19 protein-coding genes and 2 pseudogenes are annotated in these 25156 nt (G+C 70.4%); 17 read left to right on the forward strand and 4 right to left on the reverse strand.

Translation table 11 applies throughout. The features are described from left to right. Positions 1-67: 67 nt before the first annotated feature. Positions 68-439 (forward strand): annotated as a pseudogene (locus AB5J56_RS33870) (sensor histidine kinase); the annotation flags it as partial. 30 nt (positions 440-469) lie between these two features. Here the strand turns inward: AB5J56_RS33870 and AB5J56_RS33875 are convergent. Beyond that, a complete protein-coding gene (locus tag AB5J56_RS33875) occupies positions 470-631 on the reverse strand; it encodes a hypothetical protein (RefSeq protein WP_369238335.1) in 162 nt (53 codons plus the stop codon). 212 nt (positions 632-843) lie between these two features. Between AB5J56_RS33875 and AB5J56_RS33880 the strand changes: the two are divergent. The 14 genes and pseudogenes from AB5J56_RS33880 (at position 844) to AB5J56_RS33945 (ending at position 18161) form a co-directional block, all read left to right on the forward strand. Further along, positions 844-1424, forward strand: a pseudogene (locus AB5J56_RS33880) (response regulator transcription factor). A 97-nt stretch (positions 1425-1521) separates the two neighbouring features. Next, the gene (uvrC, locus tag AB5J56_RS33885; protein WP_369238337.1) at positions 1522-3561 is read left to right on the forward strand and encodes an excinuclease ABC subunit UvrC; all 2040 of its coding nucleotides are present in this window, start codon (positions 1522-1524) and stop codon (positions 3559-3561) included. Beyond that, positions 3558-4553, forward strand: a complete 996-nt coding sequence (gene rapZ / locus AB5J56_RS33890) for an RNase adapter RapZ (protein ID WP_369238339.1) — start codon at positions 3558-3560, stop codon at positions 4551-4553. Before uvrC ends, rapZ begins: the two co-directional genes overlap by 4 nt. Beyond that, complete coding sequence (yvcK, locus tag AB5J56_RS33895; protein ID WP_369238341.1) at positions 4550-5620, forward strand: uridine diphosphate-N-acetylglucosamine-binding protein YvcK; 1071 nt, start codon at positions 4550-4552, stop codon at positions 5618-5620. The genes rapZ and yvcK overlap by 4 nt, the downstream gene beginning before the upstream one ends. Continuing rightward, the gene (gene whiA, locus AB5J56_RS33900; protein WP_369238343.1) at positions 5611-6600 is read left to right on the forward strand and encodes a DNA-binding protein WhiA; all 990 of its coding nucleotides are present in this window, start codon (positions 5611-5613) and stop codon (positions 6598-6600) included. Before yvcK ends, whiA begins: the two co-directional genes overlap by 10 nt. Positions 6601-6768: 168 nt before the next feature. Beyond that, positions 6769-9723, forward strand: a complete 2955-nt coding sequence (locus AB5J56_RS33905; protein ID WP_369238345.1) for a M14 family zinc carboxypeptidase — start codon at positions 6769-6771, stop codon at positions 9721-9723. Between the two features lie 191 nt (positions 9724-9914). Beyond that, the gene (gap, locus tag AB5J56_RS33910) at positions 9915-10925 is read left to right on the forward strand and encodes a type I glyceraldehyde-3-phosphate dehydrogenase (RefSeq protein ID WP_369238347.1); all 1011 of its coding nucleotides are present in this window, start codon (positions 9915-9917) and stop codon (positions 10923-10925) included. 135 nt (positions 10926-11060) lie between these two features. Continuing rightward, a complete protein-coding gene (gene pgk / locus AB5J56_RS33915; RefSeq protein ID WP_369238349.1) occupies positions 11061-12272 on the forward strand; it encodes a phosphoglycerate kinase in 1212 nt (403 codons plus the stop codon). A 6-nt stretch (positions 12273-12278) separates the two neighbouring features. Then, positions 12279-13055: a triose-phosphate isomerase gene (gene tpiA, locus AB5J56_RS33920; RefSeq protein ID WP_369238351.1), complete on the forward strand. Its 777-nt coding sequence runs from the start codon at positions 12279-12281 to the stop codon at positions 13053-13055. 140 nt (positions 13056-13195) lie between these two features. Next, positions 13196-13426 (forward strand): preprotein translocase subunit SecG, encoded by a 231-nt coding sequence (gene secG / locus AB5J56_RS33925; RefSeq protein ID WP_356144966.1) that lies wholly within the window; start codon positions 13196-13198, stop codon positions 13424-13426. A 243-nt stretch (positions 13427-13669) separates the two neighbouring features. Continuing rightward, positions 13670-14005: an RNA polymerase-binding protein RbpA gene (locus tag AB5J56_RS33930; protein ID WP_078077905.1), complete on the forward strand. Its 336-nt coding sequence runs from the start codon at positions 13670-13672 to the stop codon at positions 14003-14005. Between the two features lie 133 nt (positions 14006-14138). Further along, entirely contained in the window at positions 14139-15407 is a 1269-nt protein-coding gene (locus AB5J56_RS33935; RefSeq protein ID WP_369238354.1) for an MFS transporter, read from the forward strand. Between the two features lie 72 nt (positions 15408-15479). Further along, positions 15480-17132 carry a glucose-6-phosphate isomerase gene (gene pgi, locus AB5J56_RS33940; protein ID WP_369238356.1) on the forward strand — a complete coding sequence of 551 codons (1653 nt, stop codon included), beginning with the start codon at positions 15480-15482 and terminating at the stop codon, positions 17130-17132. Between the two features lie 120 nt (positions 17133-17252). Then, positions 17253-18161 carry a hypothetical protein gene (locus AB5J56_RS33945; protein ID WP_369238358.1) on the forward strand — a complete coding sequence of 303 codons (909 nt, stop codon included), beginning with the start codon at positions 17253-17255 and terminating at the stop codon, positions 18159-18161. A 62-nt stretch (positions 18162-18223) separates the two neighbouring features. Here AB5J56_RS33945 and AB5J56_RS33950 read toward each other — a convergent pair whose 3' ends face one another. The 3 genes from AB5J56_RS33950 to AB5J56_RS33960 form a co-directional block, all read right to left on the reverse strand. Next, positions 18224-20530 carry an FtsX-like permease family protein gene (locus tag AB5J56_RS33950; RefSeq protein ID WP_369238359.1) on the reverse strand — a complete coding sequence of 769 codons (2307 nt, stop codon included), beginning with the start codon at positions 20528-20530 and terminating at the stop codon, positions 18224-18226. A 69-nt stretch (positions 20531-20599) separates the two neighbouring features. Further along, positions 20600-21367, reverse strand: a complete 768-nt coding sequence (locus AB5J56_RS33955; protein WP_369238360.1) for an ABC transporter ATP-binding protein — start codon at positions 21365-21367, stop codon at positions 20600-20602. Next, entirely contained in the window at positions 21364-21879 is a 516-nt protein-coding gene (locus tag AB5J56_RS33960) for a PadR family transcriptional regulator (protein ID WP_369238361.1), read from the reverse strand. Before AB5J56_RS33960 ends, AB5J56_RS33955 begins: the two co-directional genes overlap by 4 nt. Positions 21880-22041: 162 nt before the next feature. On the opposite strand from AB5J56_RS33960, the gene AB5J56_RS33965 reads away from it, so the two are divergent. Continuing rightward, positions 22042-23313, forward strand: a complete 1272-nt coding sequence (locus AB5J56_RS33965; protein ID WP_369238362.1) for an ABC transporter substrate-binding protein — start codon at positions 22042-22044, stop codon at positions 23311-23313. Between the two features lie 130 nt (positions 23314-23443). Further along, entirely contained in the window at positions 23444-25117 is a 1674-nt protein-coding gene (locus AB5J56_RS33970) for a glycoside hydrolase family 13 protein (protein ID WP_369238363.1), read from the forward strand. Positions 25118-25156 lie beyond the last annotated feature (39 nt).

The following is a 25156-nucleotide window of genomic DNA, read 5'->3' on the forward strand; positions in this document are numbered from 1 at the left end:
TGTGGAGATGAGGACGATGACGGAGGAGACGCTGCGTGCGAGCCGCTCCGCCAGCTCGAAGCCGCTCCCCGCGCTGCGCGCCCTCGCCCGCCGCGCCGCCGTACCCGTGGAACTCGCGCTGCAACTGCCGGAGCTCTGCCTGCCCGAACCGCTGGAGGTGGCCGCCTACTACGTGACCTCGGAGTGCCTCACCAACGCCGCCAAGCACGCGCGTGCCACCGTGGTGGACGTGGCGGCCCGGATCGTCGACGGCGCCCTGGAGCTGACCGTCCGCGACGACGGCGTCGGGGGAGCGGAGCCCGGCCGCGGCTCGGGGCTCGTCGGGCTCACCGACCGTGTCGAGGCGATCGGCGGCCATCTGACCGTCACCAGCCCGCCGGGCCGGGGCACGACCCTGGACGTACGGCTGCCGCTGAGCGAGCCGTGGACGCAGGCGTGACCGCCAGGAGGGGGAGGTAGTCGTCAGGGTCTAGTGGCGGGTGTTCCCGCCGCGCCGGGCGTCCGGGTGGCGCTTGGCGCGCACGATCTCCGGGTCCCGCGGGTCCAGGAGGGCACTGAGGGAGAGCGTGTCGTCCGTGTCACGGCGGACACGGACCCCTCGCCGTGGCTTCTCGATCCGTGTCCGCCGCATCTCCCGCAGCCTTTCGCCCGATGATCGTCGCCCCTCGCCCCGAGGCGACGGCCCACCTGCATCCGCACTGCTTCCAGCATCCCCGCGAAACGTCCCGGTGTCGTCACGGCCAGCCCCCAACCACGCTTCCGGCTAGCCATAAGTTCCCCGTCCCGGAGGCCGCGCACGGCAGGCCGGGGGTCGGGCACAGCGGACAGGGGCCGGAGGGAGCGATGGACGCAGCGCAGCAGTCCGAGCGGGGGCGGGTGGTGCTCGCCGACGACGACGTCCTGCTCAGAGAGGGGCTGGCGAGCCTGTGCGAACGCGTCGGCTACGAAGTGGTGGGCCAGGCCGGCGACGCCGCCGGTCTCCTGGAACTGGTCACCGGTGAACGCCCGGACCTCGCGATCATCGACATAAGGATGCCGCCGAACCACTCCACGGAGGGCCTGGAGGTGGCCCGCACCATCCGCGAGCGCCATCCCGCCACCGGCATCCTCGTCCTGTCGGCGTTCATCGAGACGCTCGACCGGATCCGCCGGGGCGGTTCGGTCGTCGACCCCTCGCTGGTCGCGGAACTCGTCTCGGCCCGGCACCGCGACGACCCGCTGTCCTTCCTCAGCTCCCGGGAGCGTGAGGTGCTGGCGCTGATGGCCGAGGGCCGCTCCAACGCCGGCATCGGCCGCCGCCTGTGGGTCACCGAGGGCACCGTCGAGAAGCATGTGCGCAGCATCCTGGGGAACTGCACCTCCAGGAGGAGCCGGACGACCACCGCCGGGTCCGCGCCGTACTGAGGTTCCTGGAGTCCTGCTAGGCCCTACTACAGCTTTCGCCGTCGGTCCGTACGGCTCTGTCCACAGGGCACCCGGGAGGCCGACGCGGTGTCAGCGCTCGCCAGTAGGGTGTGTGACATGGCCGACCCCTCCAGCTACCGCCCCAGGCCGGGACAGATCCCGGACTCTCCCGGGGTCTACAAATTCCGCGACGACCACCGCCGGGTGATCTACGTCGGGAAGGCGAAGAGTCTGCGCCAGCGCCTGGCCAATTACTTCCAGGACCTGGCGAACCTCCACCCGCGCACCCGCACGATGGTCACCACGGCCTCGTCGGTGGAGTGGACCGTGGTGTCCACGGAGGTCGAGGCGCTTCAGCTGGAGTACTCCTGGATCAAGGAGTTCGACCCCCGGTTCAACGTCAAGTACCGCGACGACAAGAGCTATCCGTACCTCGCGGTGACGATGAACGAGGAGTTCCCGCGCGTGCAGGTGATGCGCGGCCACAAGCGCAAAGGCGTGCGCTACTTCGGTCCGTACGGCCACGCGTGGGCGATCCGCGACACCGTCGACCTGCTGCTGCGCGTCTTCCCCGTGCGCACCTGCTCCGCCGGCGTGTTCAAGAACGCCGCCCGCACTGGCCGTCCCTGCCTGCTCGGTTACATCGGCAAGTGCTCCGCTCCCTGCGTCGAGCGCGTCACCGCCGACGAACACCGGGATCTGGCCGAGGAGTTCTGCGACTTCATGGCCGGACGCACGGGCACGTACATCCGCCGCCTCGAGAAGCAGATGACGGACGCGGCCGAGGAGATGGAGTACGAGCGGGCGGCCCGCCTGCGCGACGACATCGAGGCCCTGAAGAAGGCCATGGAGAAGAGCGCGGTGGTGCTCGCCGACGCGACCGACGCCGATCTGATCGCCGTCGCCGAGGACGAGCTGGAAGCGGCCGTGCAGATCTTCCACGTACGCGGCGGCCGGGTGCGCGGCCAGCGCGGCTGGGTCACCGACAAGGTGGAGGCCGTCACCACCGCCGGCCTGGTCGAGCACGCGTTGCAGCAGCTCTATGGAGAGGAGACGGGCGACTCCGTCCCCAAGGAGGTGCTCGTCCCGGCCCTGCCCGACCCCCTCGAGCCGGTCCAGGAGTGGCTCACCGCGCGCCGCGGGTCCAACGTGTCCCTGCGCATCCCGCAGCGCGGCGACAAGAAGGCGCTCATGGAGACCGTGCAGCGCAACGCGCTCCAGGCGCTCGGCCTGCACAAGACCAAGCGCGCCTCCGACCTGACCACCCGCTCGCGCGCGCTGGAGGAGATCTCCGAGGCCCTCGACCTGGACAGCGCCCCCCTCAGGATCGAGTGCTACGACATCTCGCACCTCCAGGGCGACGACGTCGTGGCGTCGATGGTCGTCTTCGAGGACGGCCTGCAGCGCAAGAGCGAGTACCGGCGCTTCCAGATCAAGGGCTTCGAGGGCCAGGACGACGTCCGCTCCATGCACGAGGTGATCACCCGCCGATTCCGGCGCTACCTCGCCGACAAGGAGAAGACCGGCGAGTGGGCCGACGGGGAGCCGGAGGAGCTGAAGGACGACGACGGCCGCCCCAAGCGCTTCGCCTACCCGCCGCAGCTCGTGGTCGTCGACGGCGGTCAGCCGCAGGTGGCAGCCGCCAAGAAGGCCCTCGACGAGCTCGGTATCGACGACATCGCCGTCTGCGGCCTTGCCAAGCGCCTGGAGGAGGTCTGGCTGCCCGACGAGGACGACCCCGTGGTCCTGCCGCGCACCAGTGAGGGCCTCTACCTCCTCCAGCGCGTCCGCGACGAGGCCCACCGCTTCGCGATCACCTACCAGCGAGCCAAGCGGGCCAAGCGCTTCCGGGCGAGCCCCCTGGATGACGTACCGGGACTCGGCGAGACTCGTAAACAGGCGCTGATCAAGCACTTCGGTTCGGTGAAAAAGCTGCGATCCGCGACAATCGACCAGATCTGCGAGGTTCCCGGTATAGGCCGCAAGACGGCCGAGACCATCGCCGCGGCCCTCGCCCAGGCGGCTCCGCCCGCGCCCGCCGTGAACACGGCGACTGGAGAGATCATGGAAGACGACGAACCCGAGACGACGGCGGGTTCCGAGGGGGCACCCGTGACCGCGGGAGCCCCGGACGAGCGACGGGGGCAGGAGACATGAACGAGAACGCGCAGCAGGAACAAGAACCACAGCCGCAGGAGCCGCAGGAACCGCAGGCCGGCGAAGGCACGGGCGGGGCGCAGGACGCGCAGGGAGATACGACAGTGGAGACGGCCGGAGTGCCCGACGCGGCCATTCCCGAGCTGGTGATCATCTCCGGGATGTCCGGAGCGGGCCGTTCGACGGCCGCCAAGTGCCTGGAGGACCTCGGCTGGTTCGTCGTCGACAACCTGCCGCCCGCGCTGATCCCCACCATGGTGGAGCTCGGCGCCCGCTCCCAGGGCAACGTGGCGCGCATCGCGGTCGTCGTCGACGTCCGCGGACGGCGCTTCTTCGACAACCTCCGCGAGTCGCTCGCCGACCTGGAGTCCAAGAACGTCACCCGGCGGATCGTCTTCCTGGAGTCCTCCGACGAGGCCCTGGTGCGCCGCTTCGAGTCGGTGCGCCGCCCGCACCCCCTCCAGGGCGACGGCCGCATCGTCGACGGCATCGACGCCGAGCGCGAGCTGCTGCGTGAGCTGCGCGGCGACGCCGACCTGGTCATCGACACCTCCAGCCTGAACGTGCACGAGCTGCGCGCCAAGATGGACGCCCAGTTCGCCGGCGAGGAGGAGCCCGAGCTGCGGGCCACCGTCATGTCCTTCGGCTTCAAGTACGGCCTCCCGGTCGACGCCGACCTGGTGGTGGACATGCGCTTCCTGCCCAACCCGCACTGGGTCCCGGAGCTGCGCCCCTTCACCGGCCTCAACGAAGAGGTGTCCGCCTACGTCTTCAACCAGCCCGGCGCCAAGGAGTTCCTCGACCGCTACGCCGAGCTGCTCCAGCTCATCGCCGCCGGATACCGGCGCGAGGGCAAGCGCTATGTGACCATCGCGGTCGGCTGCACCGGCGGCAAGCACCGCTCGGTGGCCACCTCCGAGAAGCTCGCCGCCCGTCTCGCCTCCCAGGGCGTGGAGACCGTGGTGGTGCACAGGGACATGGGCCGCGAATGACCGAACGTGCCGCTCTGCGGCTGAGCAGGCTGCGCCGCGTGACCCTTGAGGGGCGCGCGGGCAGGCCCGCCGAGGCGCGCGGCGGGAAGCCGCGCCGCCGCGGCACCCAGCCCAAGGTCGTCGCGCTCGGCGGCGGCATGGGCCTGTCCGCCTCGCTCGCCGCCCTGCGCCGGATCACCGGCGACCTCACAGCCGTCGTCACCGTGGCCGACGACGGCGGCTCCAGCGGGCGCCTGCGCGACGAGCTGGGCGTGCTGCCGCCCGGCGACCTGCGCAAGGCGCTGGCCGCGCTGTGCGGCGACGACGACTGGGGCCAGACCTGGGCCCGCGTCATCCAGCACCGCTTCCAGTCCCAGGGCGACCTGCACGAGCACGCGGTCGGCAACCTGCTGATCGTCGCCCTGTGGGAGCAGCTCGGCGACCACGTCCAGGCCCTGGACCTGGTCGGCAGGCTGCTGGGCGCGCACGGCCGCGTGCTGCCCATGTCCGCCGTACCCCTGGAGCTCCAGGCGCTGGTCAAGGGCCACGACCCGGACCGGCCGGACGACGTGGACACCGTGCGCGGCCAGGCCACCGTGGCGCTCACGCCCGGCGAGGTGCAGTCCGTGCACGTGGTCCCGCACGACCCGCCCGCCGTGCCGGAGGCCGTCGAAGCGGTCCTCGACGCGGACTGGGTGGTGCTCGGCCCCGGCTCCTGGTTCTCCTCGGTGATCCCGCACCTTCTGGTGCCCGAGCTGCTCGACGCCCTCACCCAGACGAAGGCGCGCCGGGTGCTCTCACTGAACCTCGCCCCGCAGCCCGGAGAAACCGATGGCTTCTCTCCGCAGCGTCATTTGGAGGTTTTGGGACGACACGCCCCTAAACTCGCCCTGGACGTGGTGCTGGCCGACGAGGCCGCCGTGCCCGACCTGGAGTCGCTCACGGACGCCGCCAAGCGGTTCGGAGCGGCGGTCGAGCTGGCGCCGGTGGCCCGGACCGACGGATCTCCGCGGCACGACCCGGAGCTGTTGGCCGCCGCGTACGACCGTATTTTTCGGATGCATGGAAGGATCGGCCCATGGCGATGACGGCAGCGGTGAAGGACGAGATCTCCCGGCTCCCCGTCACCCGGACCTGCTGCAGGAAGGCGGAGGTCTCCGCCATTCTGCGGTTCGCGGGCGGCCTTCACCTGGTGAGCGGGCGCATTGTGATCGAGGCGGAGCTGGACACGGCGATGGCGGCCCGGCGGCTCAAGCGGGACATCCTGGAGATCTTCGGCCACAGTTCGGAACTGATCGTGATGGCGCCCGGCGGACTGCGCCGCGGCTCCCGCTATGTCGTCCGCGTGGTCGCGGGCGGTGACCAGCTGGCCCGCCAGACCGGGCTCGTCGACGGCCGTGGCCGTCCGATCCGCGGGCTGCCCCCGCAGGTGGTCTCGGGGGCCACCTGCGACGCGGAGGCCGCCTGGCGCGGGGCCTTCCTGGCACACGGCTCGCTGACCGAGCCCGGCCGCTCCTCCTCCCTGGAGGTCACCTGCCCGGGCCCGGAGGCCGCGCTCGCGCTGGTCGGCGCCGCCCGCCGGCTCTCGATCGCCGCGAAGGCCCGCGAGGTGCGCGGTGTGGACCGCGTGGTCGTCCGGGACGGCGACGCGATCGGCGCGCTGCTCACCCGCCTCGGCGCGCACGAGTCGGTGCTCGCCTGGGAGGAGCGGCGGATGCGCCGCGAGGTCCGCGCCACGGCGAACCGTCTCGCCAACTTCGACGACGCCAACCTGCGCCGCTCGGCCCGCGCGGCGGTCGCCGCCGGGGCCCGCGTGCAGCGAGCCCTGGAGATCCTCGCCGACGAGGTCCCGGAGCATCTCGCGGCCGCCGGACGCCTGCGCATGGACCACAAGCAGGCCTCCCTGGAGGAGCTGGGCGCGCTCGCCGACCCGCCGCTGACCAAGGACGCCGTCGCCGGGCGCATCCGCCGCCTGCTGGCCATGGCCGACAAGCGGGCCCAGGACCTGGGCATTCCGGGTACGGAGTCCAACCTGACCGAGGACATGGCCGACAACATGGTCGGCTGACAACAGCTCAGCTCACCACCGCAGGACTCTCAACACGCCGGTGCCGACACCCACTTGGGACGTCGGCACCGGCGTTTGGCTGTCCTTGAGGCGCTCTTGACTTGACCATGAAGTGTCATGAGCCTGGCATCTGTTCGCTGCTGTGGCGGACAAGTGCAAGGGGGGCTCATGAGACGAAGAGCGAGAGCGATCCTCGCTGCGTGTGCACTCATGGTGGGCGGGGCGGGCATGGCGCCGCTCGCCCACGCGGAGGGCGCACGTGCACCCAAGCCCGACGCGGACGCCGTCAAGGTGTTCCGCGCCGAGGTCACGAAGCAGCAGATACCCCTGCTGCTCGCGGCCGGGCAGGACGGCCATGAACTCGGCGAACAGGCGCCGGAGAAGGGCACGGCCGACGTCGAGGTCTATCTGACCGACAAGCAGGCCCACAAGCTGGAGAAGCAGGGCGTCGAACTCACCGAGCACACCCTTTCGGCCAAGGCCGAGGCGCGCGTGGACGACGCGGCGCAGGGCGTGTTCCGCCCGTACAGCGGCAAGGGCAATCTCCAGGAGGAGATCGTCAAGACCGGTGCGGCCCACCCCGACCTCACCAAGGTCGTCTCCATCGGCAAGACGGTCAACGGCCAGGACATCCTCGCGCTCAAACTGACCAAGGGCGCGAGGAAGACCAAGGACGGCGCCAAACCCGCAGTGCTGTACATGTCCAACCAGCACGCGCGCGAGTGGATCACGCCCGAGATGACACGGCGCCTGATGCACTACTACCTGGACAACTACGCGACGAACAAACGCATCAAGAAGATCGTCGACTCCACCGAACTGTGGTTCGTGCTGTCGGCCAACCCCGACGGCTACGACTACACGTTCAAGGACGCCACTGCCCGCCAGTGGCGCAAGAACCTGCGGGACATCAACGGCGACGGCACCATCACCACCGGCGACGGCGTCGACCTGAACCGCAACTTCGCCTACAAGTGGGGCTACGACGACGAGGGTTCGTCCCCCAACCCCACCAGCGAGACCTACCGCGGCGCGAGCCCGAGCTCCGAGCCCGAGACCAAGGCCCTCGATGCCTTCGAGAAGCGCATCGGCTTCAAGTACGGCATCAACTACCACTCCGCCGCCGAACTCCTCCTCTACGGAGTGGGCTGGCAGGTGGCCACGCCGAGCCCGGACGACGTGCTCTACAAGGCGCTCGCCGGCACCCCGGAGAACTCGGCGGTCCCCGGCTACCACCCCCAGATCTCCTCCGAGCTCTACACCACCAACGGCGAGGCGGACGGCCACGCGGGCAACGTCAACGGCATGGCGATGTTCACCCCCGAGATGTCGACCTGCCAGACCGCGTCGAACCTCGACCCGGGCGACGCCTGGAACGCGGCCGACTGCGCCTCGGTCTTCACCTTCCCGGACGACGAGAAGCTGATCAAGCAGGAGTTCGAGAAGAACATCCCGTTCGCGCTCTCGGTCGCCGAGACCGCCGGACACCCCGACAAGCCGTCCTCCTCGGTCGGCATCGACGCACCCGACTTCACCCCGGCCACCTTCACGACGTCGTACTCCCGCGGCGCCGACCAGGAGGTCTCCGTCGTCGTACGCAAGTCCGTACGCAACAAGGAGCTCAAGTACCGCGTCAACGGCGGCCGTACGCACGACGCGACGCTGCGGCCCTGGAAGGGCGGCGAGACCTACGGCGGCACCGACAACCTCTACTTCGACGAGTACCGGGCCAAGGTGACGGACGGCGACCCGGGCGACAAGGTCGAGGTCTGGTTCACCGGCAAGGCCCGGGGCGGCAAGTCCACCTCCAGCACCCACTTCACCTACACGGTGGCCGAGCGGCCGCGCGCCGACACACTCGTGGTCGCCGAGGAGGGCGCGACCGCCACGCAGACACAGGCCTACGTGGACGCGCTCAAGGCCAACGGCAAGAAGCCCCTCGTCTGGGACGTCGCCGCACTGGGCGCCCCCGACGCGCTCGGCGTGCTCGACCACTTCAAGACGGTCGTCCACTACACCGGCGCGGTCCGGCCGGGCAACGCCACCCAGCTCCAGCTGCGCGCCTTCCTCAACGAGGGCGGCAAGCTGATCGAGGCGGGCGAGAGCGCCGGCGGCTCCGTCGACCTCGGTGGCGGCACCCTCTCGAACGACTTCAGCCAGTACTACCTGGGCGCCTACTCCCGTACGTCCACCGCCGGGGCCACCGGATTCACCGGCTCCGGGAAGCTCGGCGGCTTCACGGGCGCGCTGGGCGACGCGCCGGGCAACCCGCTGAACGCGGCGGGCACCTTCAGCGTCACCTCGGACTCGCTGCCCGTCGCCACGTATCCGCAGTTCGCGAGCGCCGGAGCGGGCCAGTTCGCCGGGACCGTCAACCCGTACGGGCCCTACGCGGGCTCCTACATGGCGGCCGCCGTTCACACCGACGACGCCTACAAGCGCCTCACCCGCACCATCGACCTCACCGGTGTCACCGCGGCCGACGCTCCGAAGCTCCGCTCCCAGCTCCTGTGGGACACCGAGCCCGGCTACGACCACGCGATCCTGGAGATCCACACCACCGGCGCCGACGACTGGACGACGCTCCCCGACCTGGGCGGCGCCACCAGCACGGCCGTCCCCGCGGAGTGCGAGGCCGGGTTCTACGTGGGTGAGCACCCCTGGCTCAAGCGGTATCTGACCGTGAACGCCACCGGATGCACCAACACCGGCACGAGTGGCGCCTGGAACAGCTTCACGGGCGCCTCCACCGGCTGGCAGCAGGTCAACTTCGACCTGAGCGCGTACGCCGGGAAGTCGGTAGAGGTCTCCTTGAGCTACGTCACCGACCCGGGCTCCGGCGGCCACGGCGTCCTCGCCGACGACGCCTCGCTCGTCGTGGGCGGCACCGCCACCCAGACCGAGGGCTTCGAGACCTCGCTCGGCGCCTGGAGCGTCGCCGGGCCGCCCCCGGGCAGCCCGGTCGTGCTCAAGGACTGGGCGCGCGTCGGAGAGCTCTTCAAGACGTACGGAGCGGTCACCACGGGCGACACCGTGCTGCTGGGCTTCGGCCTGGAGCACGTCACCGCGGCGGCCGACCGGACGGCCCTGATCGGAAAGGCACTGGCCGCCCTGCAGAGCTGACTCCTGCCTGACGGTCTCCTGCACAGGCGGGGCGTTCCGTACCCTACTGGTGGGTACGGAACGCCCCGCCGTGTATGGGGCATCTCGATGTCACCCAGGGGGCCTCAGGGAGGTAGGGTCGTAGGCGGTCGGGGACATCCCATACAGCTCGCCGGAGTCGAACCCGGCGTACCAACGAGGAGATCGGTTTCGTGACGATCCGCGTAGGCATCAACGGCTTTGGCCGCATCGGTCGTAACTACTTCCGCGCGCTGCTGGAGCAGGGTGCTGACATCGAGATCGTGGCTGTCAACGACCTGGGTGACACCGCGACCACCGCACACCTCCTGAAGTACGACACCATCCTGGGCCGTCTCAAGGCCGAGGTGTCGCACACCGCCGACACGATCACCGTCGACGGACACACCATCAAGGTGCTCTCCGAGCGCAACCCCGCCGACATCCCGTGGGGCGACCTCGGCGTCGACATCGTCATCGAGTCGACCGGCATCTTCACCAAGAAGGCCGACGCCGAGAAGCACATCGCGGGCGGCGCCAAGAAGGTCCTCATCTCGGCTCCGGCCAAGGACGAGGACATCACCATCGTGATGGGTGTCAACCAGGACAAGTACGACGCGGCCAACCACCACGTCATCTCCAACGCCTCCTGCACCACCAACTGTGTGGCGCCGATGGCCAAGGTTCTCGACGAGAACTTCGGCATCGTCAAGGGCCTGATGACGACGGTCCACGCGTACACCAACGACCAGCGCATCCTGGACTTCCCGCACTCGGACCTGCGTCGCGCCCGCGCCGCCGCCGAGAACATCATTCCGACCACGACCGGTGCCGCCAAGGCCACCGCCCTGGTCCTCCCGCAGCTCAAGGGCAAGCTCGACGGCATCGCGATGCGTGTCCCGGTCCCGACCGGTTCCGCCACCGACCTCGTCGTGACGCTCCAGCGCGAGGTCACCAAGGACGAGGTCAACGCCGCGTTCAAGAAGGCCTCCGAGGACGGCGACCTCAAGGGCTACCTGGCCTACACCGAGGACCCGATCGTCTCCTCGGACATCGTCAGCGACCCGGCCTCCTGCACCTTCGACTCCTCCCTGACCATGGTCCAGGAGGGCAACTCGGTGAAGATCCTCGGCTGGTACGACAACGAGTGGGGCTACTCCAACCGCCTCGTCGACCTCACGGTCTTCGTCGGCGACCAGCTCTGATCGACAGAGCAGGCACCTTGATGTGAGAGCAGGGCTCGGGCAGCGCAGGGACGCGCTGCCCGAGCCCTGACTCACGTGCAGACCAGCCCCTCATACGATCAAGAGCATCACGAGCCCTCCTCAGGAGTTCCCTGCATGAAGACGATCGACGAACTGCTCGCCGAAGGCGTGGACGGCAAGCGGGTCTTCGTCCGCGCCGACCTGAACGTGCCGCTGGCCGACGGCCTCATCACCGACGACGGCCGTATCCGCGCCGTCCTGCCCACCGTCAAGGCCCTCGCGGGCGCGGGCGCCAAGGTGGTCGTCGCCTCGCACCTGGGCCGCCCCAAGGGCGCCCCGGACCCGGCCTTCTCGCTGCTCCCCGCCGCCGAACGTCTCGCCGAACTCCTCGGCGCCCCGGTCGCGTTCGCCCAGGACACCGTCGGCCCCGCCGCCCACGACGCGGTGAACGGCCTGCAGCCCGGCCAGGTCGCGGTCATCGAGAACCTGCGCTTCAACGCCGGTGAGACGTCCAAGGACGACGCCGAGCGCGGCGAGTTCGCCGACCGGCTGGCCGCCCTGGCCGATGTCTACGTAGGGGACGGTTTCGGTGCGGTGCACCGTAAGCACGCCTCTGTTTTCGACCTCCCGGCGCGCCTTCCGCACTACGCGGGATACCTCATCGCCACCGAGGTCGGCGTCCTGAAAAAGCTCACCGAGGACGTCAAGCGCCCCTACGTGGTCGCGCTCGGCGGCTCCAAGGTCTCCGACAAGCTCGCCGTCATCGACGAGCTGCTCGGCAAGGCCGACCGGCTGCTCATCGGCGGCGGCATGGCGTTCACCTTCCTCAAGGCGAAGGGGTACGAGGTCGGCACCTCCCTTCTGCAGGAGGACCAGCTCCCGGCCGTCACCGAGTACATGGAGCGCGCCGAGAAGCAGGGCGTCGAGCTGGTGCTCCCCGTCGACGTCGTGGTCGCCCCCGGATTCCCGGACCTGAAGGCCAAGGCGGCCACCGAGCACAGCGTGGTCGACGCGGACCGGATGCCCGAGGGCCAGCTGGGCCTGGACATCGGCCCGAAGACCGGTGCGCTGTACGCAGCAAAGCTCGCCGACGCCGAGACCGTGTTCTGGAACGGCCCCATGGGCGTCTTCGAGCACCCCGACTACGCCGAGGGCACCAAGGCGGTCGCCCAGGCCCTCGTCGAGTCGAACGGCTTCACCGTCGTCGGTGGCGGAGACTCCGCCGCGGCCGTGCGCACGCTCGGCTTCGACGAGAACGCATTCGGCCACATCTCGACCGGCGGCGGCGCCTCCCTCGAATACCTCGAGGGCAAGACGCTCCCCGGCCTTGCCGCACTGGAGGACTGACCCCGTATGACCACTCGTACGCCGCTGATGGCGGGCAACTGGAAGATGAACCTCAACCACCTCGAGGCCATCGCCCATGTCCAGAAGCTCGCCTTCGCCCTGGCCGACAAGGACTACGACGCCGTAGAGGTCGCCGTCCTGCCGCCCTTCACCGACCTGCGCTCCGTGCAGACCCTGGTCGACGGCGACAAGCTCAAGATCAAGTACGGCGCCCAGGACATCTCGGCGCAGGACTCCGGCGCCTACACCGGCGAGATCTCCGGCGCGATGCTGTCCAAGCTCAAGTGCACCTACGTGGCGATCGGCCACTCCGAGCGCCGGCAGTACCACGCCGAGACCGACGAGGTCGTCAACACCAAGGTCAAGGCCGCCTTCAAGCACGGCCTGACCCCGATCCTGTGCGTCGGCGAGGAGTTGGACGTCCGCGAGGCGGGCAACCACGTCACCCACACACTCGCGCAGGTCGAAGGCGGTCTCAAGGACATCCCCGCCGAGCAGGCCGAGACGATCGTGATCGCCTACGAGCCCGTCTGGGCCATCGGCACCGGCAAGGTCTGCGGTTCCGACGACGCGCAGGAGGTCTGCGCGGCGATCCGTGGCAAGCTCGCCGACCTGTACTCGCAGGAGCTGGCCGACAAGGTCCGCATCCAGTACGGCGGCTCGGTGAAGTCCGGCAACGTCGCGGAGATCATGGCGAAGCCCGACATCGACGGCGCCCTCATCGGCGGCGCCTCGCTCGACGCCGACGAGTTCGTCAAGATCGTCCGCTTCCGCGACCAGTAGGCCGAGCAGTGAGTATGCGGTAGCGACGATCCGTCGTACCCTTGCGGGGGTCTGGTGTCCTTTCCACATGCGGCTGTGCCGCGTGGCCACCGGGCCCCCGTCGTCCATCCGGTTCCGAGGAAGTTGGTTCAGCCGTGGTTTTGGGGTTCTCGATCGCCCTGATCGTCTTCAGCGGGCTGCTGATGCTGCTGGTGCTGATGCACAAGGGGAAGGGCGGCGGTCTCTCCGACATGTTCGGTGGCGGCATGCAGTCGTCCGTCGGCGGCTCCTCGGTCGCCGAGCGCAACCTCGACCGCATCACCCTGGTGATCGGCCTGCTCTGGTTCGCGTGCATCGTCGTACTGGGCATCCTGATGAAGGTCAACAACTGACCATCGGCCGACATCGGTCGACCCAGACCGGCACAACAGCACATTGCGCACGCATATTGCGTACGTAAGGCCCCATGTTCGGTACGCGACGTAAAGCGCGGCCTATCATGGGGCTTGCGTCTAGGTGCGGGGGGTGTAACTCCAATCACTGGACGCGCGTTGGGCCTTACGTAGACTGAGGCGCTCGCAGCGAAGCGTCACGCCGACTCGTTTCGCGGCACCATCACGCAGGGAGTTACGACCGTGGCAAGTGGCAACGCGATCCGAGGAAGCCGGGTCGGGGCGGGGCCGATGGGCGAGGCCGAGCGCGGCGAGTCCGCGCCGCGGCTGCGCATCTCCTTCTGGTGCTCCAACGGGCACGAGACGGTGCCCAGCTTCGCCAGCGACGCGCAGGTCCCCGACACCTGGGACTGCCCGCGCTGCGGCTTCCCCGCCGGACAGGACCGGGACAACCCGCCGGACCCGCCGCGCACCGAGCCGTACAAGACGCACCTCGCGTACGTACGGGAACGGCGCAGCGACGCGGACGGCGAGGCGATCCTCGCCGAGGCGCTCGCCAAACTGCGGGGCGAGATCTAAGCGGAATCGAGTATCGGCCGGGCATCCACAGATGCCTGGCCGATGGTGTTTCGCGCGGCCCCTCCCCGCTCCGCGACCCATTGTCAGTGGCGCCCTCTACGGTTCTTGAATCAGCGGAACCGGAGGGGGAGTTGTGGCAAGGGTCGAGGTACGGGACGTCCGGGCGCCCGCGTGGCGTGGGGGATTCGGGCGGCTGTGGAGTGCCGCCGTGCTCTCCAGCTTCGGAGACGCCCTGCGCGGCGCCGCGCTGCCTCTGCTGGCCGCGACCCTGACCGACGAGCCGCTGCTCATCGCCTCCGTCACCGCCTGCGGCTATCTCCCCTGGATCATCTTCGGACTGCTCGGCGGGGCCGTCGCCGACCGGGTGGACCAGCGGCGCGCCATGTGGAGCGTGGACGCCGTGCGGGGTCTGCTGGTGGCGGCCTTCGCGGTTGCCGTGGCCCTCGGGCACGCCTCGATCGCCCTGCTGATCGCGCTCGCCTTCGCCCTCACCACCCTGCAGACCCTCTTCGACAACGCCTCCACCGCCCTGCTGCCCGCCCTGGTCGACCGGGAGTCGCTGGGCAGCGCCAACGCGCGCCTGATGACGGGACAGCGCGTCGCCGGAGGCCTGCTGGCCGCGCCGGTGGTGCCCGTGCTGCTCGCCGCGGGCACGGCCGTGCCCTTCGCGGCCGACGCCGTGACCTTCTTCGCCGGCGCCGCGCTGGTGGCCACGCTGCGGACCGGAGCGCCCGAGCGCGAGCCCAGACCGGCGGGCAGCACCCTGCGCCAGGAGATCACGGCAGGACTGGGCGCCCTGTGGCGGGACCGGGCTCTGCGCGGGCTGTGTGTCGCCACGGCGGTCTGCAACATCGGCATGGGCGCCCTCATCGCCACGATGGTGCTCCTGGTCACCGGCTGGCTGGACGCGGGCACCGTGGGATACGCGGCGGTGATGACGGCGTACCCGGTCGGGAGCCTGGCCGGGGGAGTTGCCAACCGCCGGGTCGTGGCGCGCGTCGGGAGGGTGCGCGCCGTACTGCTCGCGGGCGCGGTGCAGATCGGCGCGCTCGTCGTCATGGGCATGGTGCGCAGCCTGCCCGCCCTGGTCGCGAGCATGGCGGTCTTCGGTCTCATGGGCATGGTGTGGAACGTCAACACCACGACCCTCATGCAGGAGCGGAGCCCCGCCGACATGCTCGGCCGCGTCAGCTCGGCCTTCCGTACCCTCGCCGTCGCCGGAGCACCGGTGGGCGCCCTGCTGGGTGGTGCGGCCGCCACAGCCTGGGGCCTGAACACCCCTCCGCTGCTCGCCGCCGCGTTCTTCGTCCTCGCCGTCACCGCGCTGATACCCGCGCTCAAGCCGGACGTATCTGTTGTTGAGCCGGACGACGGCGTGACGACAGCTCACGTCAAGTCCTGATCAATTAGGTTGGGACCGGCAGCGGGGCAAGGTACGCAGCAGCACTCGCAGGAAAGAAGGCGGAAGTCCGAGATGAACGCAGAAAGCCGTACCAGGCTCAACCAGACGCCCGAATGGACCGCTCTCGCCAAGCACCGGGAAGAACTCGGCGAGGTGCAGTTGCGCGAGCTGTTCGCCGCCGAGCCGGGGCGCGGCTCGGGGTACACGCTCCAGGTCGGTGACCTGCACGTCGACTACTCCAAGCAGTTGGTCACCGACGAGACGCTGCGGCTGCTGCGCGACCTGGCCGCCGCCACCGACGTGTTCGGCCTGCGGGACGCCATGTTCCGCGGCGAGAAGATCAACACCACCGAGGACCGCGCCGTGTTGCACACCGCGCTGCGCGCCCCGCGGGACGCCGTGGTCGAGGTGGACGGCGAGAACGTGGTGCCGGCCGTGCACGCCGTGCTCGACAAGATGGCCGCCTTCGCCGAGCGCGTCCGCTCCGGCGAGTGGACCGGGCACACCGGCAAGCGCATCAAGAACATCGTCAACGTCGGTATCGGAGGCTCCGACCTCGGCCCGGCGATGGCGTACGAGGCGCTGCGCTCGTTCACCGACCGCGGCCTCACCGTCCGCTTCGTGTCGAACGTGGACGGCGCGGACCTGCACGAGGCCGTACGCGACCTGGACGCGTCCGAGACGCTGTTCGTCATCGCCTCGAAGACCTTCACCACCATCGAGACGATCACCAACGCCACATCGGCGCGCAACTGGCTGCTGACCGAGCTGAAGGCCGGTCAGGACGCCGTCGCCCAGCACTTCGTGGCCCTGTCGACCAACGCCGAGAAGGTCGCCGACTTCGGCATCGACACGGCCAACATGTTCGAGTTCTGGGACTGGGTCGGCGGGCGGTACTCGTACGACTCGGCGATCGGCCTGTCCCTGATGATCGCCATCGGACCGGACCGCTTCCGGGAGATGCTCGACGGCTTCCACCTCGTCGACGAGCACTTCCGCACCGCGCCCGCCGAGTCCAACGTGCCGCTGCTGCTGGGCCTGTTGGGCATCTGGTACGGCAACTTCCACGACGCCCAGTCGCACGCGGTGCTGCCGTACTCGCACTATCTGTCCAAGTTCACCGCGTACTTGCAGCAGCTGGACATGGAGTCCAACGGCAAGTACGTGGGGCGGGACGGGCGCGAGGTGGAGTGGCAGACCGGCCCGGTCGTGTGGGGCACACCAGGAACCAACGGGCAGCACGCCTACTACCAGCTCATCCACCAGGGCACCAAGCTGATCCCGGCGGACTTCATCGGCTTCGCCGAACCGGTCGCCGACCTGCTGCCCGGGCTGGTGGCCCAGCACGACCTGCTGATGGCGAACTTCTTCGCACAGACCCAGGCGCTGGCCTTCGGCAAGACCCCGGACGAGGTGCGCGGGGAGGGTGTGCCCGAGGAACTGGTGCCGCACAAGACGTTCAAGGGCAACCACCCGACGACGACGATCCTCGCGCGCGAGCTGACCCCGTCGGTGCTCGGCCAGCTGATCGCCCTCTACGAACACAAGGTGTTCGTCCAGGGCGCCGTGTGGAACATCGACTCCTTCGACCAGTGGGGCGTCGAGCTCGGCAAGGTCCTCGCGAGGCGCGTCGAGCCCGCGCTGACGGAAGGCGAGGACGTGCCCGGCCTGGACGCGTCGACGAAGGCACTCGTCGCCAAGTACCGGGAACTGCGCGGCCGGTAGAGAGCGTCCGAACGGAGAGGAAGCGGGCGGCATGAGTCCGTCCGCTTCCCGTAAAATCCGCGAGGATCACGAAGCGACGACTCGGGGGAGCGGAAGTTGGCCGGTGCACGCGGGCGTTGGATGAGCCAGAGAGTGACGGTGGCGTCGGTCCTGCAGCCGAAGCAGGTGGCGCAGGCCTTCTACCACCCGGCATGGATCCCGGAATCGGTTGACCCGTCCGTGGACAAGCTCAAGAAGGCACGCATCATCGCCGGAGCCGTCGCGGCCTTCGGCGTCTACACCTTCGTGCAGCGCAAGTTCAACTTCGAAGAAGTGCTGACGAACATGCTGACGGCGTCCGTCGTCGTCCTGTTCCTCACGCCGCTGACGGTCGGCGTGATGCTCTTCGTGTGGCGGCGCACCGGGACCGTCCGCCAGATGCGGGTGCCGCTCTTCAACTCGCTCAAGCTGCTGCTGTTCTTCATCGGCTCGGTCGTCGGGACGGTGTTCCTGTGGTGGGGGACGATGGCGCTCGGCGGCTTCTGGCTGGTGCCGCTCGGCTTCACGGCGATGTGGCTGACCGGCATGCTGGCCTACGCAACGGTGCAGGTCTCCGGGAACTTCTTCGGTACGGCCGCCGTCCACCGCTGCCTGCCCCCGCTGCTCGCCACGGTCACGACTTGGCTGATGGCGCTTCCTGACCTGCTCACGGGTGACCTGCACGGGCTCAGCCTCACGCTGGGCATCGTCTTCATCCTGGGGGCGCCCGTGACGGTCACGGCCATCGCCCTGTTGGAGATGCGCCGGCTCAAGCGGCGCTACGGGATCCGGCTGGCCGCCCACCCCGCGACCGTGCCGCAGCCGCGCCCCGCGTACACGCCCCCGGGCGGATTCCTGCCGCCGCAGGGACACCCGTACCCGCCGCCCGCGCATCCGTACGGCACCGGACATCCGTACGCGCCGCACCCCCAGGGCAACCCCTATGCGCCGCCGGCACCGCCGAACCCGTACGGCCAAGGACCCTACGGCCCGGGGCCGTACGGAGGCTGACCGAACTCAGGCCCCTGCATTCAAGGCGCTGAACCCAAGCCACCACGCTCATGTCATCGCACTCAAGCCGCCGCGCTCAGATTGTCCGCGAGTCGGCGGCGGCCCGCGCGGGCCGCGGGCAGGGCCGCGAGCGCGGTGGCGCCCAGCACGGCGGCCGCCGCGAAGAGCAGCAGCAGGGCGACGGACGGAGCCTGAGCGATCCCGGCGCCGATGCCGCTCGACCTCCCCTGGGAGTCGATCAGCCAGTGGCCCAGCGGCACTCCCAGCACGGTCCCGACCAGCACCGCGGCGAGAGCCGTGCAGCCGGTCGACGTCATGGTGATCGCGGTGATCTGCCGCGGGGACAGCCCGATCGCCTTCAGCGCCAGCAGATCCCGCTCGCCCTCGCGCACGGTGCCGCCGATCGCGGTGAGCAGCTCGATCAGCCCGATCAGGGCCAGAACGGCGATCAGCCCGACCACGACCCCGCGCAGCGGCGAGAGCCCGTCGGCCGGATTCGTGACCGCGTGCACGTCGACGTGTCCGTGCCCGGCCGCCGTGAGCCCGGTGGCGACCCGGTGCGGGTCCGCGCCGGGGCGCAGCTGGAGCTGGTAGAGGGTCGGCCGCAGGTCCGGGTCGTTCTCGCGGAGGGTGTCGAGCGAGGTGGAGATGACCCGGCCGCCGTTCTCCGGCTCCAGACTGCGCCCCACGATGTGCAGGATCTGTGGCCGCTCGCCGACCGTCACCCGCACCCAGTCCCCGACCCGCACATCCACCAGATCGAGCAGCCCTTGACCGGCCACCGCCTCGTCGGGTCCGCTTGCGGCACGCCCTTCGGCCAGTGAGAACGGGTACGGGTCCGCGTGCGTACCGAGGCCACGCAGCGCGATGGTGCCCGTCTGGCCCGGGACCAGGGCCGCCACCTCGACCCCCGGGTGGACGGCGGCGATCCGCGGATCGCGGGCCAGCAGCTTCCGTGCCGCCGCGTCGTCCAGGCTCTCGTCGGTCCGTACGGTGAGCGCGGCGGCGAGGCCGACCTGCTCGGGCCTGCTCTGGAAGCGGTCGATGGTGGTCCACGCGCTCAGCGCCACCACGATCAGCAGCAGCGGCAGCGCGAGCCGCGCCACCGTCGCCAGCGAGCGCGGTCGCCGCGGGAACGCCTTGTGCCAGCCCAGGACCAGCGCGGGCGACAGCCGCAGCCCGAACGCGCGCACCCCGAGCGCCCGGCGCGCCACACCCGACAGACGCCCGCCGGGCGGCGCCGCGGCCCGCAGCACCGGCACCGGGGTCACCCGCCCGGCCCGCCAGGCGGCGAGACCGGTCGTGGCGCCGATGAACAGCACCGCCGTCACGGGCACCGCGAACAGCACCGCGGTGTGCCCCGGCAGCCCCTGCCACACCCCGACCGCGTCGCCGAGACGGCCGGGGACCCGGCTGCCCAGAGCCTGGGTGAGCGACGCGGCCACCACCGCGCCCAGCAGCGCGAACGCCACATGTTGGAGCAGATAGATGCGCACCACCTGGCCGGGCGTGAACCCGATCGCCTTCAGTACCGAGATGTCCCGCAGATGGCCGCGGATACGGGTGCCGATCGCGCCGTGCACGGCGAGCGCGGCGGCGACCAGCGCGCCCACCCCGAACAGGCCGAGGACCTGGCCGAGCAGCCGGTTGTCGCCCTGCGCCTCGGCCCGCGCCTGCTTCCAGTCGGCCACCTGGGTGACCGCTCCGGCGCCGAGGACGGTGACGGCGCGCTGGATGGCGTAGTCCGTGTCCCCGGGATCGTCCAGCCGCAGCCCGATGACCTGGCCGCCGCTCCCGGCGGTGCGGTGCACGGCGGTGGGCAGGGCCCAGACGAGCCCGGACCGCTCCCCGGGGCGGTAGTGGGGCTCGGCGCTGTCGGCGACGCCCCGCACGGTGAGGGTGCGTCCGGTGCCGGGCAGGGTGAGGGTGTCCCCGGGGGTGGCCCACAGGGCGCGGGCCAGGCTGCTCTCCAGCACCACTCCGTCCGGGGCGGCGGAGTCGAGCCAATGGCCGGAGGTCAGCAGCGGGCGCCCCATGGCGGGCGGTTCGACGGTGCCGCGCAGCTCGACGGAGGCGCGGGTGCCGCGCGAAGCGACCGTGGCGGAGGCGGTGGGATACGGGCCGGCGACCGATCCGACGCCGTCCAGTCTCGCGAGGCGGGCCGCGTCGGCCGACGGGCCGGTATGGATCCACACATGGGCGCCGTGCGACTGGGAGAACACCCGCTGCCAGGGGTTGGTCGCATACCCGAACAGCGCCGCGGCCAGCAGCAGCGAGGCGACGATGCCCGCGGTGGCGAGCACGATGAACAGTGCCTCGCCACGGTGCGTCCGCAGATCGGAGTGCGCCCAGCGCAGAGTGGCCCGCACGCCGCCTCAGCCTCTCGGCTCGCGTACGCCGGAAAACCCGTTCCCCGCCCGATGGTCGCGCACGCCGGCTCAGTCCCTCAGTTCCAGCACGCCGGATATCCCCGCGCCGCGCGACGGCGTGCCGCCGTCCAGCTCCGCGTCGTCGGCGATCCGTCCGTCGAAGAAGCTGATCACCCGGTCCGCGGCGCTCGCGAGCCGCGCGTCATGGGTGACCAGCAGGATGGTCTGGCCGCGCCCGTGGAAGCGGGACAGCAGCCGCATGACCTCGCGCGTGCCCTTGCTGTCGAGGCTGCCCGCGGGCTCGTCGGCCAGCAGCAGGGGCGGGTGGTTGACCAGTGCCCGGGCCAGCGCGACCCGCTGCTGCTCGCCGCCGGACAGCTCGCCCGGCATGCTGCGCTCCTTGCCGGTGAGGCCCAGCTCGGCCAGCAGCTGCTCGCGCTCGGTGCGCGCCTGCTTGGCGGAGACTCCGGCGAGCAGGGCGGGCAGTTCGACGTTGTCGGCGACCGACAGGTTCGACACCAGGTTGAAGAACTGGAAGACGATGCCGATACGGCGCCTGCGCTCGACCGCCCAGCGGGCCTCGCCGTAGGTGTCGGTGCACTCGCCGTCGAGCCAGATGCTGCCGGAGTCCGGCCGCTGGAGCCCGCCGAGCAGATGCAGCAGGGTCGACTTCCCGGCGCCGGACGGGCCGGTGACGGCGACGAATTCGCCCTGCTTCAGCGCGAGGTCCACGCCGCGCACGGCATGCGCGGGCGCGCCCTCGCCGTAGTGGGTCTTCACCAGACCCTCGGCACGCAGCAGAGGCTCGGCACGCGGCAGAGGAGGGGTGAGGGTCATTCCAGCTCCTCCAATTCCTCCTGGCAGCGCTCCAGCCAGTCGAGGTCGGCCTGGAGATGCAGCATGGCGCCCTCTATGAGCAGCTGGGCGATGCGGTTGTCCCGGTTCTCCGCGGCGGCGAGTTTCGACAGGTTGCGCATGGTGTTCAGGTACTGGCGCCGCTGCTTGTTGATGAGGGCGATCCGGTCGGCGAGGCCGGTCGTGGGTGCCAGCGCGAGCTTCATGAAGAACTCGTCCCGCACCCGCGGCTCGTCCGCCGTCTCCTCGTACCAGGCGCGCAGCGCTTCCCGCCCGGCATCGGTGAGGTGGTAGATCTTCTTGTTGGGCCGGCTCGACTGCTCGACTTCCTCGCCCTCGATCAGTCCCGACTTCTCGAGGCGGCCGAGGGTCACATAGATCTGGCCGACGTTCGGCTGAGGGTACGCGGAGCCCAGCATCTGCTCAAGGTCCTGCTTGAGCTCATAGCCGTGGGCCGGGCCACGCGCCAGCAGGGCCAGGAGGGCCAGCCGCACTCGCGCTCTCCTCCTCGCGTTTCTTGTCGTCTGTCGCGGGCAGCCGGACCGGAGGCCGATGTGCCGCAGGCCCTAGTATCGCCCATACCTAACAGGTATACATGGCCTCTGACGCCGAGCGAAGGTGCCCGGCGCCGGTGTACGTGTTACAGGGAGGAACCTATGCGGTGGATACGCGCCGCCGGTAGGGGCCTCCTGGTCGTGGCAGTGGTCCTGAGCGGTTATGTGGCCTCCGGAACAGGGGCCGGCGGGGCTCGTGAGAGCGGCCGGGGCCCCCTCACGCTGGCCACCGCCGGCGATCTCACCAGCTATCTGGGACCACAGCTCGACGGCTGGAACCGCACCCACCCCGGCGAGAAGGTCACCCTCGTCGAGCTGCCGGACTCCGCCGACGAGACCCACGCGCAGATGACCACCGACCTGCGCGGCGGCGACCGCAGCCGCTTCGACGTGCTGAACATCGACGTCGCCTGGACCTCGGAGTTCGCCGCCGCGGGCTGGATATCCCCGCTGGACGGCGCCCGCTTCCCGCTGGGCAGCTTCCTGCCGCCGGTCGTCGACACCGCGAGGTACGAGGGAAGGCTGTACGCCGTCCCGTACGTCACCAACGCGGGCCTGCTCCTCTACCGCAAGGACATCCTCGCCAAGGAGGGCGTCGCACCGCCGCGCACCTGGGCGGAGCTGGAGCACCAGGCCAAGACCATCGCCCCGAAGTACGGGCTCGGCGGCTACGCGGGCCAGTTCCTGCCCTACGAGGGCCTCACCGTGAACGCCGCCGAGGCGGTCTACTCGGCGGGCGGCACGATCCTCGGCGACGAGGGCGAACGCGTCACGGTGAACTCCGCCGCCGCCCGCGAGGGCATCGGGTTCCTCGCCCGCGGGGTGCGCGAGGGCTGGATCCCGAAGAAGGCGCTGACGTACAAGGAAGAGGAGTCCAAGCAGGCCTTCCAGGACGGGCACCTGCTCTTCCTGCGCAACTGGCCGTACGCCTATGTCGGCGCCTCCGCGAAGGGCTCCGCCGTCGCCGGCAAGGTCGGCGCGGTGCCGCTGCCCGGACCCGACGGACCGGGAACGAGCGTGCTCGGCGGCTCCAACCTCGCGGTCAACACGCACGCCCGGCACCCGGACTCCGCCCGGCGGCTCATCGCCTACCTCACGAGCGAGCCCGTGCAGCGGCAGGTGCTCACCAAGGGGGCGCTGCCGCCCGTAAGAGCCGCGCTCTACGAGGATCCGGAACTGATCCGGGAATTCCCCTACCTGCCCACGCTGCGCGAGAGCGTGCTCGCCGCCGCCCCGCGCCCCAAGAGCCCGCGCTACGACCAGGTCAGCCTGGTCGTGCAGGCGGTGGTGGCCGACGCGCTGACGGGGCACGAAACGCCCCGGGCGGCGGTCCAGCGGCTGGCGCGGGAACTGGCCGCGATCTCGCGTCGCTAGTTACCTGTTAGGTATCCCGAAGGTCTCACTGAGGCCTCGAAGCCGCCAAAAATCTCGGACATAACCACCTAATACCCCACGGCTTTCCGTCTGCTCGTTGACACCTCTGCGACACGCCTACTTAACATGCATGCATAACCGCTGGCACGAACAGACAGGTCGACGGGTGTCTCTCAACACGCACCGCTGGTGGCGCGACGCAGTGATCTACCAGGTGTACGTCCGCAGCTTTCTGGACAGCACCGGCGACGGCATCGGCGACCTCGCCGGAGTCCGGGCGGGGCTGCCGTACCTGAAGAAACTCGGGGTCGACGGCATCTGGCTGAGCCCCTTCTACCCCTCGCCGCAGCACGACCACGGCTACGACGTCGCCGACTACCGCGACGTGGACCCGCTCTTCGGCGACCTCGCCGAGTTCGACCTGCTGATGACCGACGCCCGGCGGCTCGGCATCAAGGTGCTCCTCGACATCGTCCCCAACCACTGCTCCCACGAGCACCCCTGGTTCCAGGAGGCGCTGGCCGCGGCGCCCGGCAGCGCGGCCCGCGCCCGCTTCCACATCGCCGACGGCCGCGGCCCGGACGGGGCCGAGCCGCCCAACAACTGGCACTCCATGTTCGGCGGCCCCGCCTGGTCCCGGATCACCGAGCCGGTCGGCACACCCGGTCAGTGGTACCTGCACATGTTCACGCCCGAGCAGCCCGACTGGAACTGGCGCAACCCCGAGATAGGCGCCGACTTCGAGCACATCCTGCGCTTCTGGCTGGACCGCGGTGTCGACGGCTTCCGCATCGACGTGGCCGCGGGCCTCTTCAAGCACCCCGAGCTGCCCGACTCCGACGACCCCGAGGTCGACGCCCGCACCCGCGACTCCGTCAACCCGCTCGCCTGGAACCAGCCCGAGGTGCACGACGTCTGGCGGGACTGGCGAGCGGTGTGCGAGGAGTACACCGCCCGCGACGGTCAGGAGCGGCTGCTCGTCGGCGAGGTCTCCGTGCCGACCGCCCGCGAACACGCCGAGTACGTCCGCCACGACGAGCTCCACCAGGCGTTCTTCTTCGACCTGCTCAGCGCCCCCTGGGACCCCGACGCCTTCCGCAAGGTCATCGCCGAGGCCATGCAGGACATCGCGGGCACCGGCTCCACCGTCACCTGGGTCCTCAACAACCACGACCAGGTCCGCACCGTCACCCGGTACGGCGAGCTCGGCACCGAGGGCAGCGGCCTCGGCGCCGCCCGCGCCCGCGCCGCCGCGCTGCTGATGCTGGCGCTGCCCGGAGCCGCGTACATCTACCAGGGCGAGGAGCTGGGCCTGCCCGAGGTCGTCGACCTGCCCGACGACGTGCTCACCGACCCGATCTTCCACCGCACCGGAAGCCGCGCCCGGATCCGCGGCGGCTGCCGCGTCCCGCTGCCGTGGTCGGGACACGCCTCGCCGTTCGGCTTCACCTCCGGCGCCGAGAGCGCGAAGCCGTGGCTGCCGCAGCCCGCCTACTTCGCCGAGTACGCCACCGACCGTGCCCTCGCCGACACCCGCTCCTTCTGGCACCTCTACCGCGACGGCCTCCAACTCCGCTCGGCACTGCCCCAGTTGGGTGAGGGAGAGCTGCGCTGGCTGGACACCCCGCCCGGCGTCCTCGGCTTCGTCCGCGGCGACGGCCTGGTCTGCGCCGTCAACTTCGGTACGGCACCGGCGCCCGCGCCCGTCTCCGGCACCCCTCTGCTGTCCAGCGGCCCCTGTTCCCCCGGCGTCCTGCCGGGCTCGACGGCCGCCTGGTGGATCAGCGACTCCACCAATCCCTGATCCTCCGTCAGTTCTTCATCCTTCTTCATCCTTCTTCAT

Source organism: Streptomyces sp. R21, assembly GCF_041051975.1.
GTDB lineage: Bacteria > Actinomycetota > Actinomycetes > Streptomycetales > Streptomycetaceae > Streptomyces.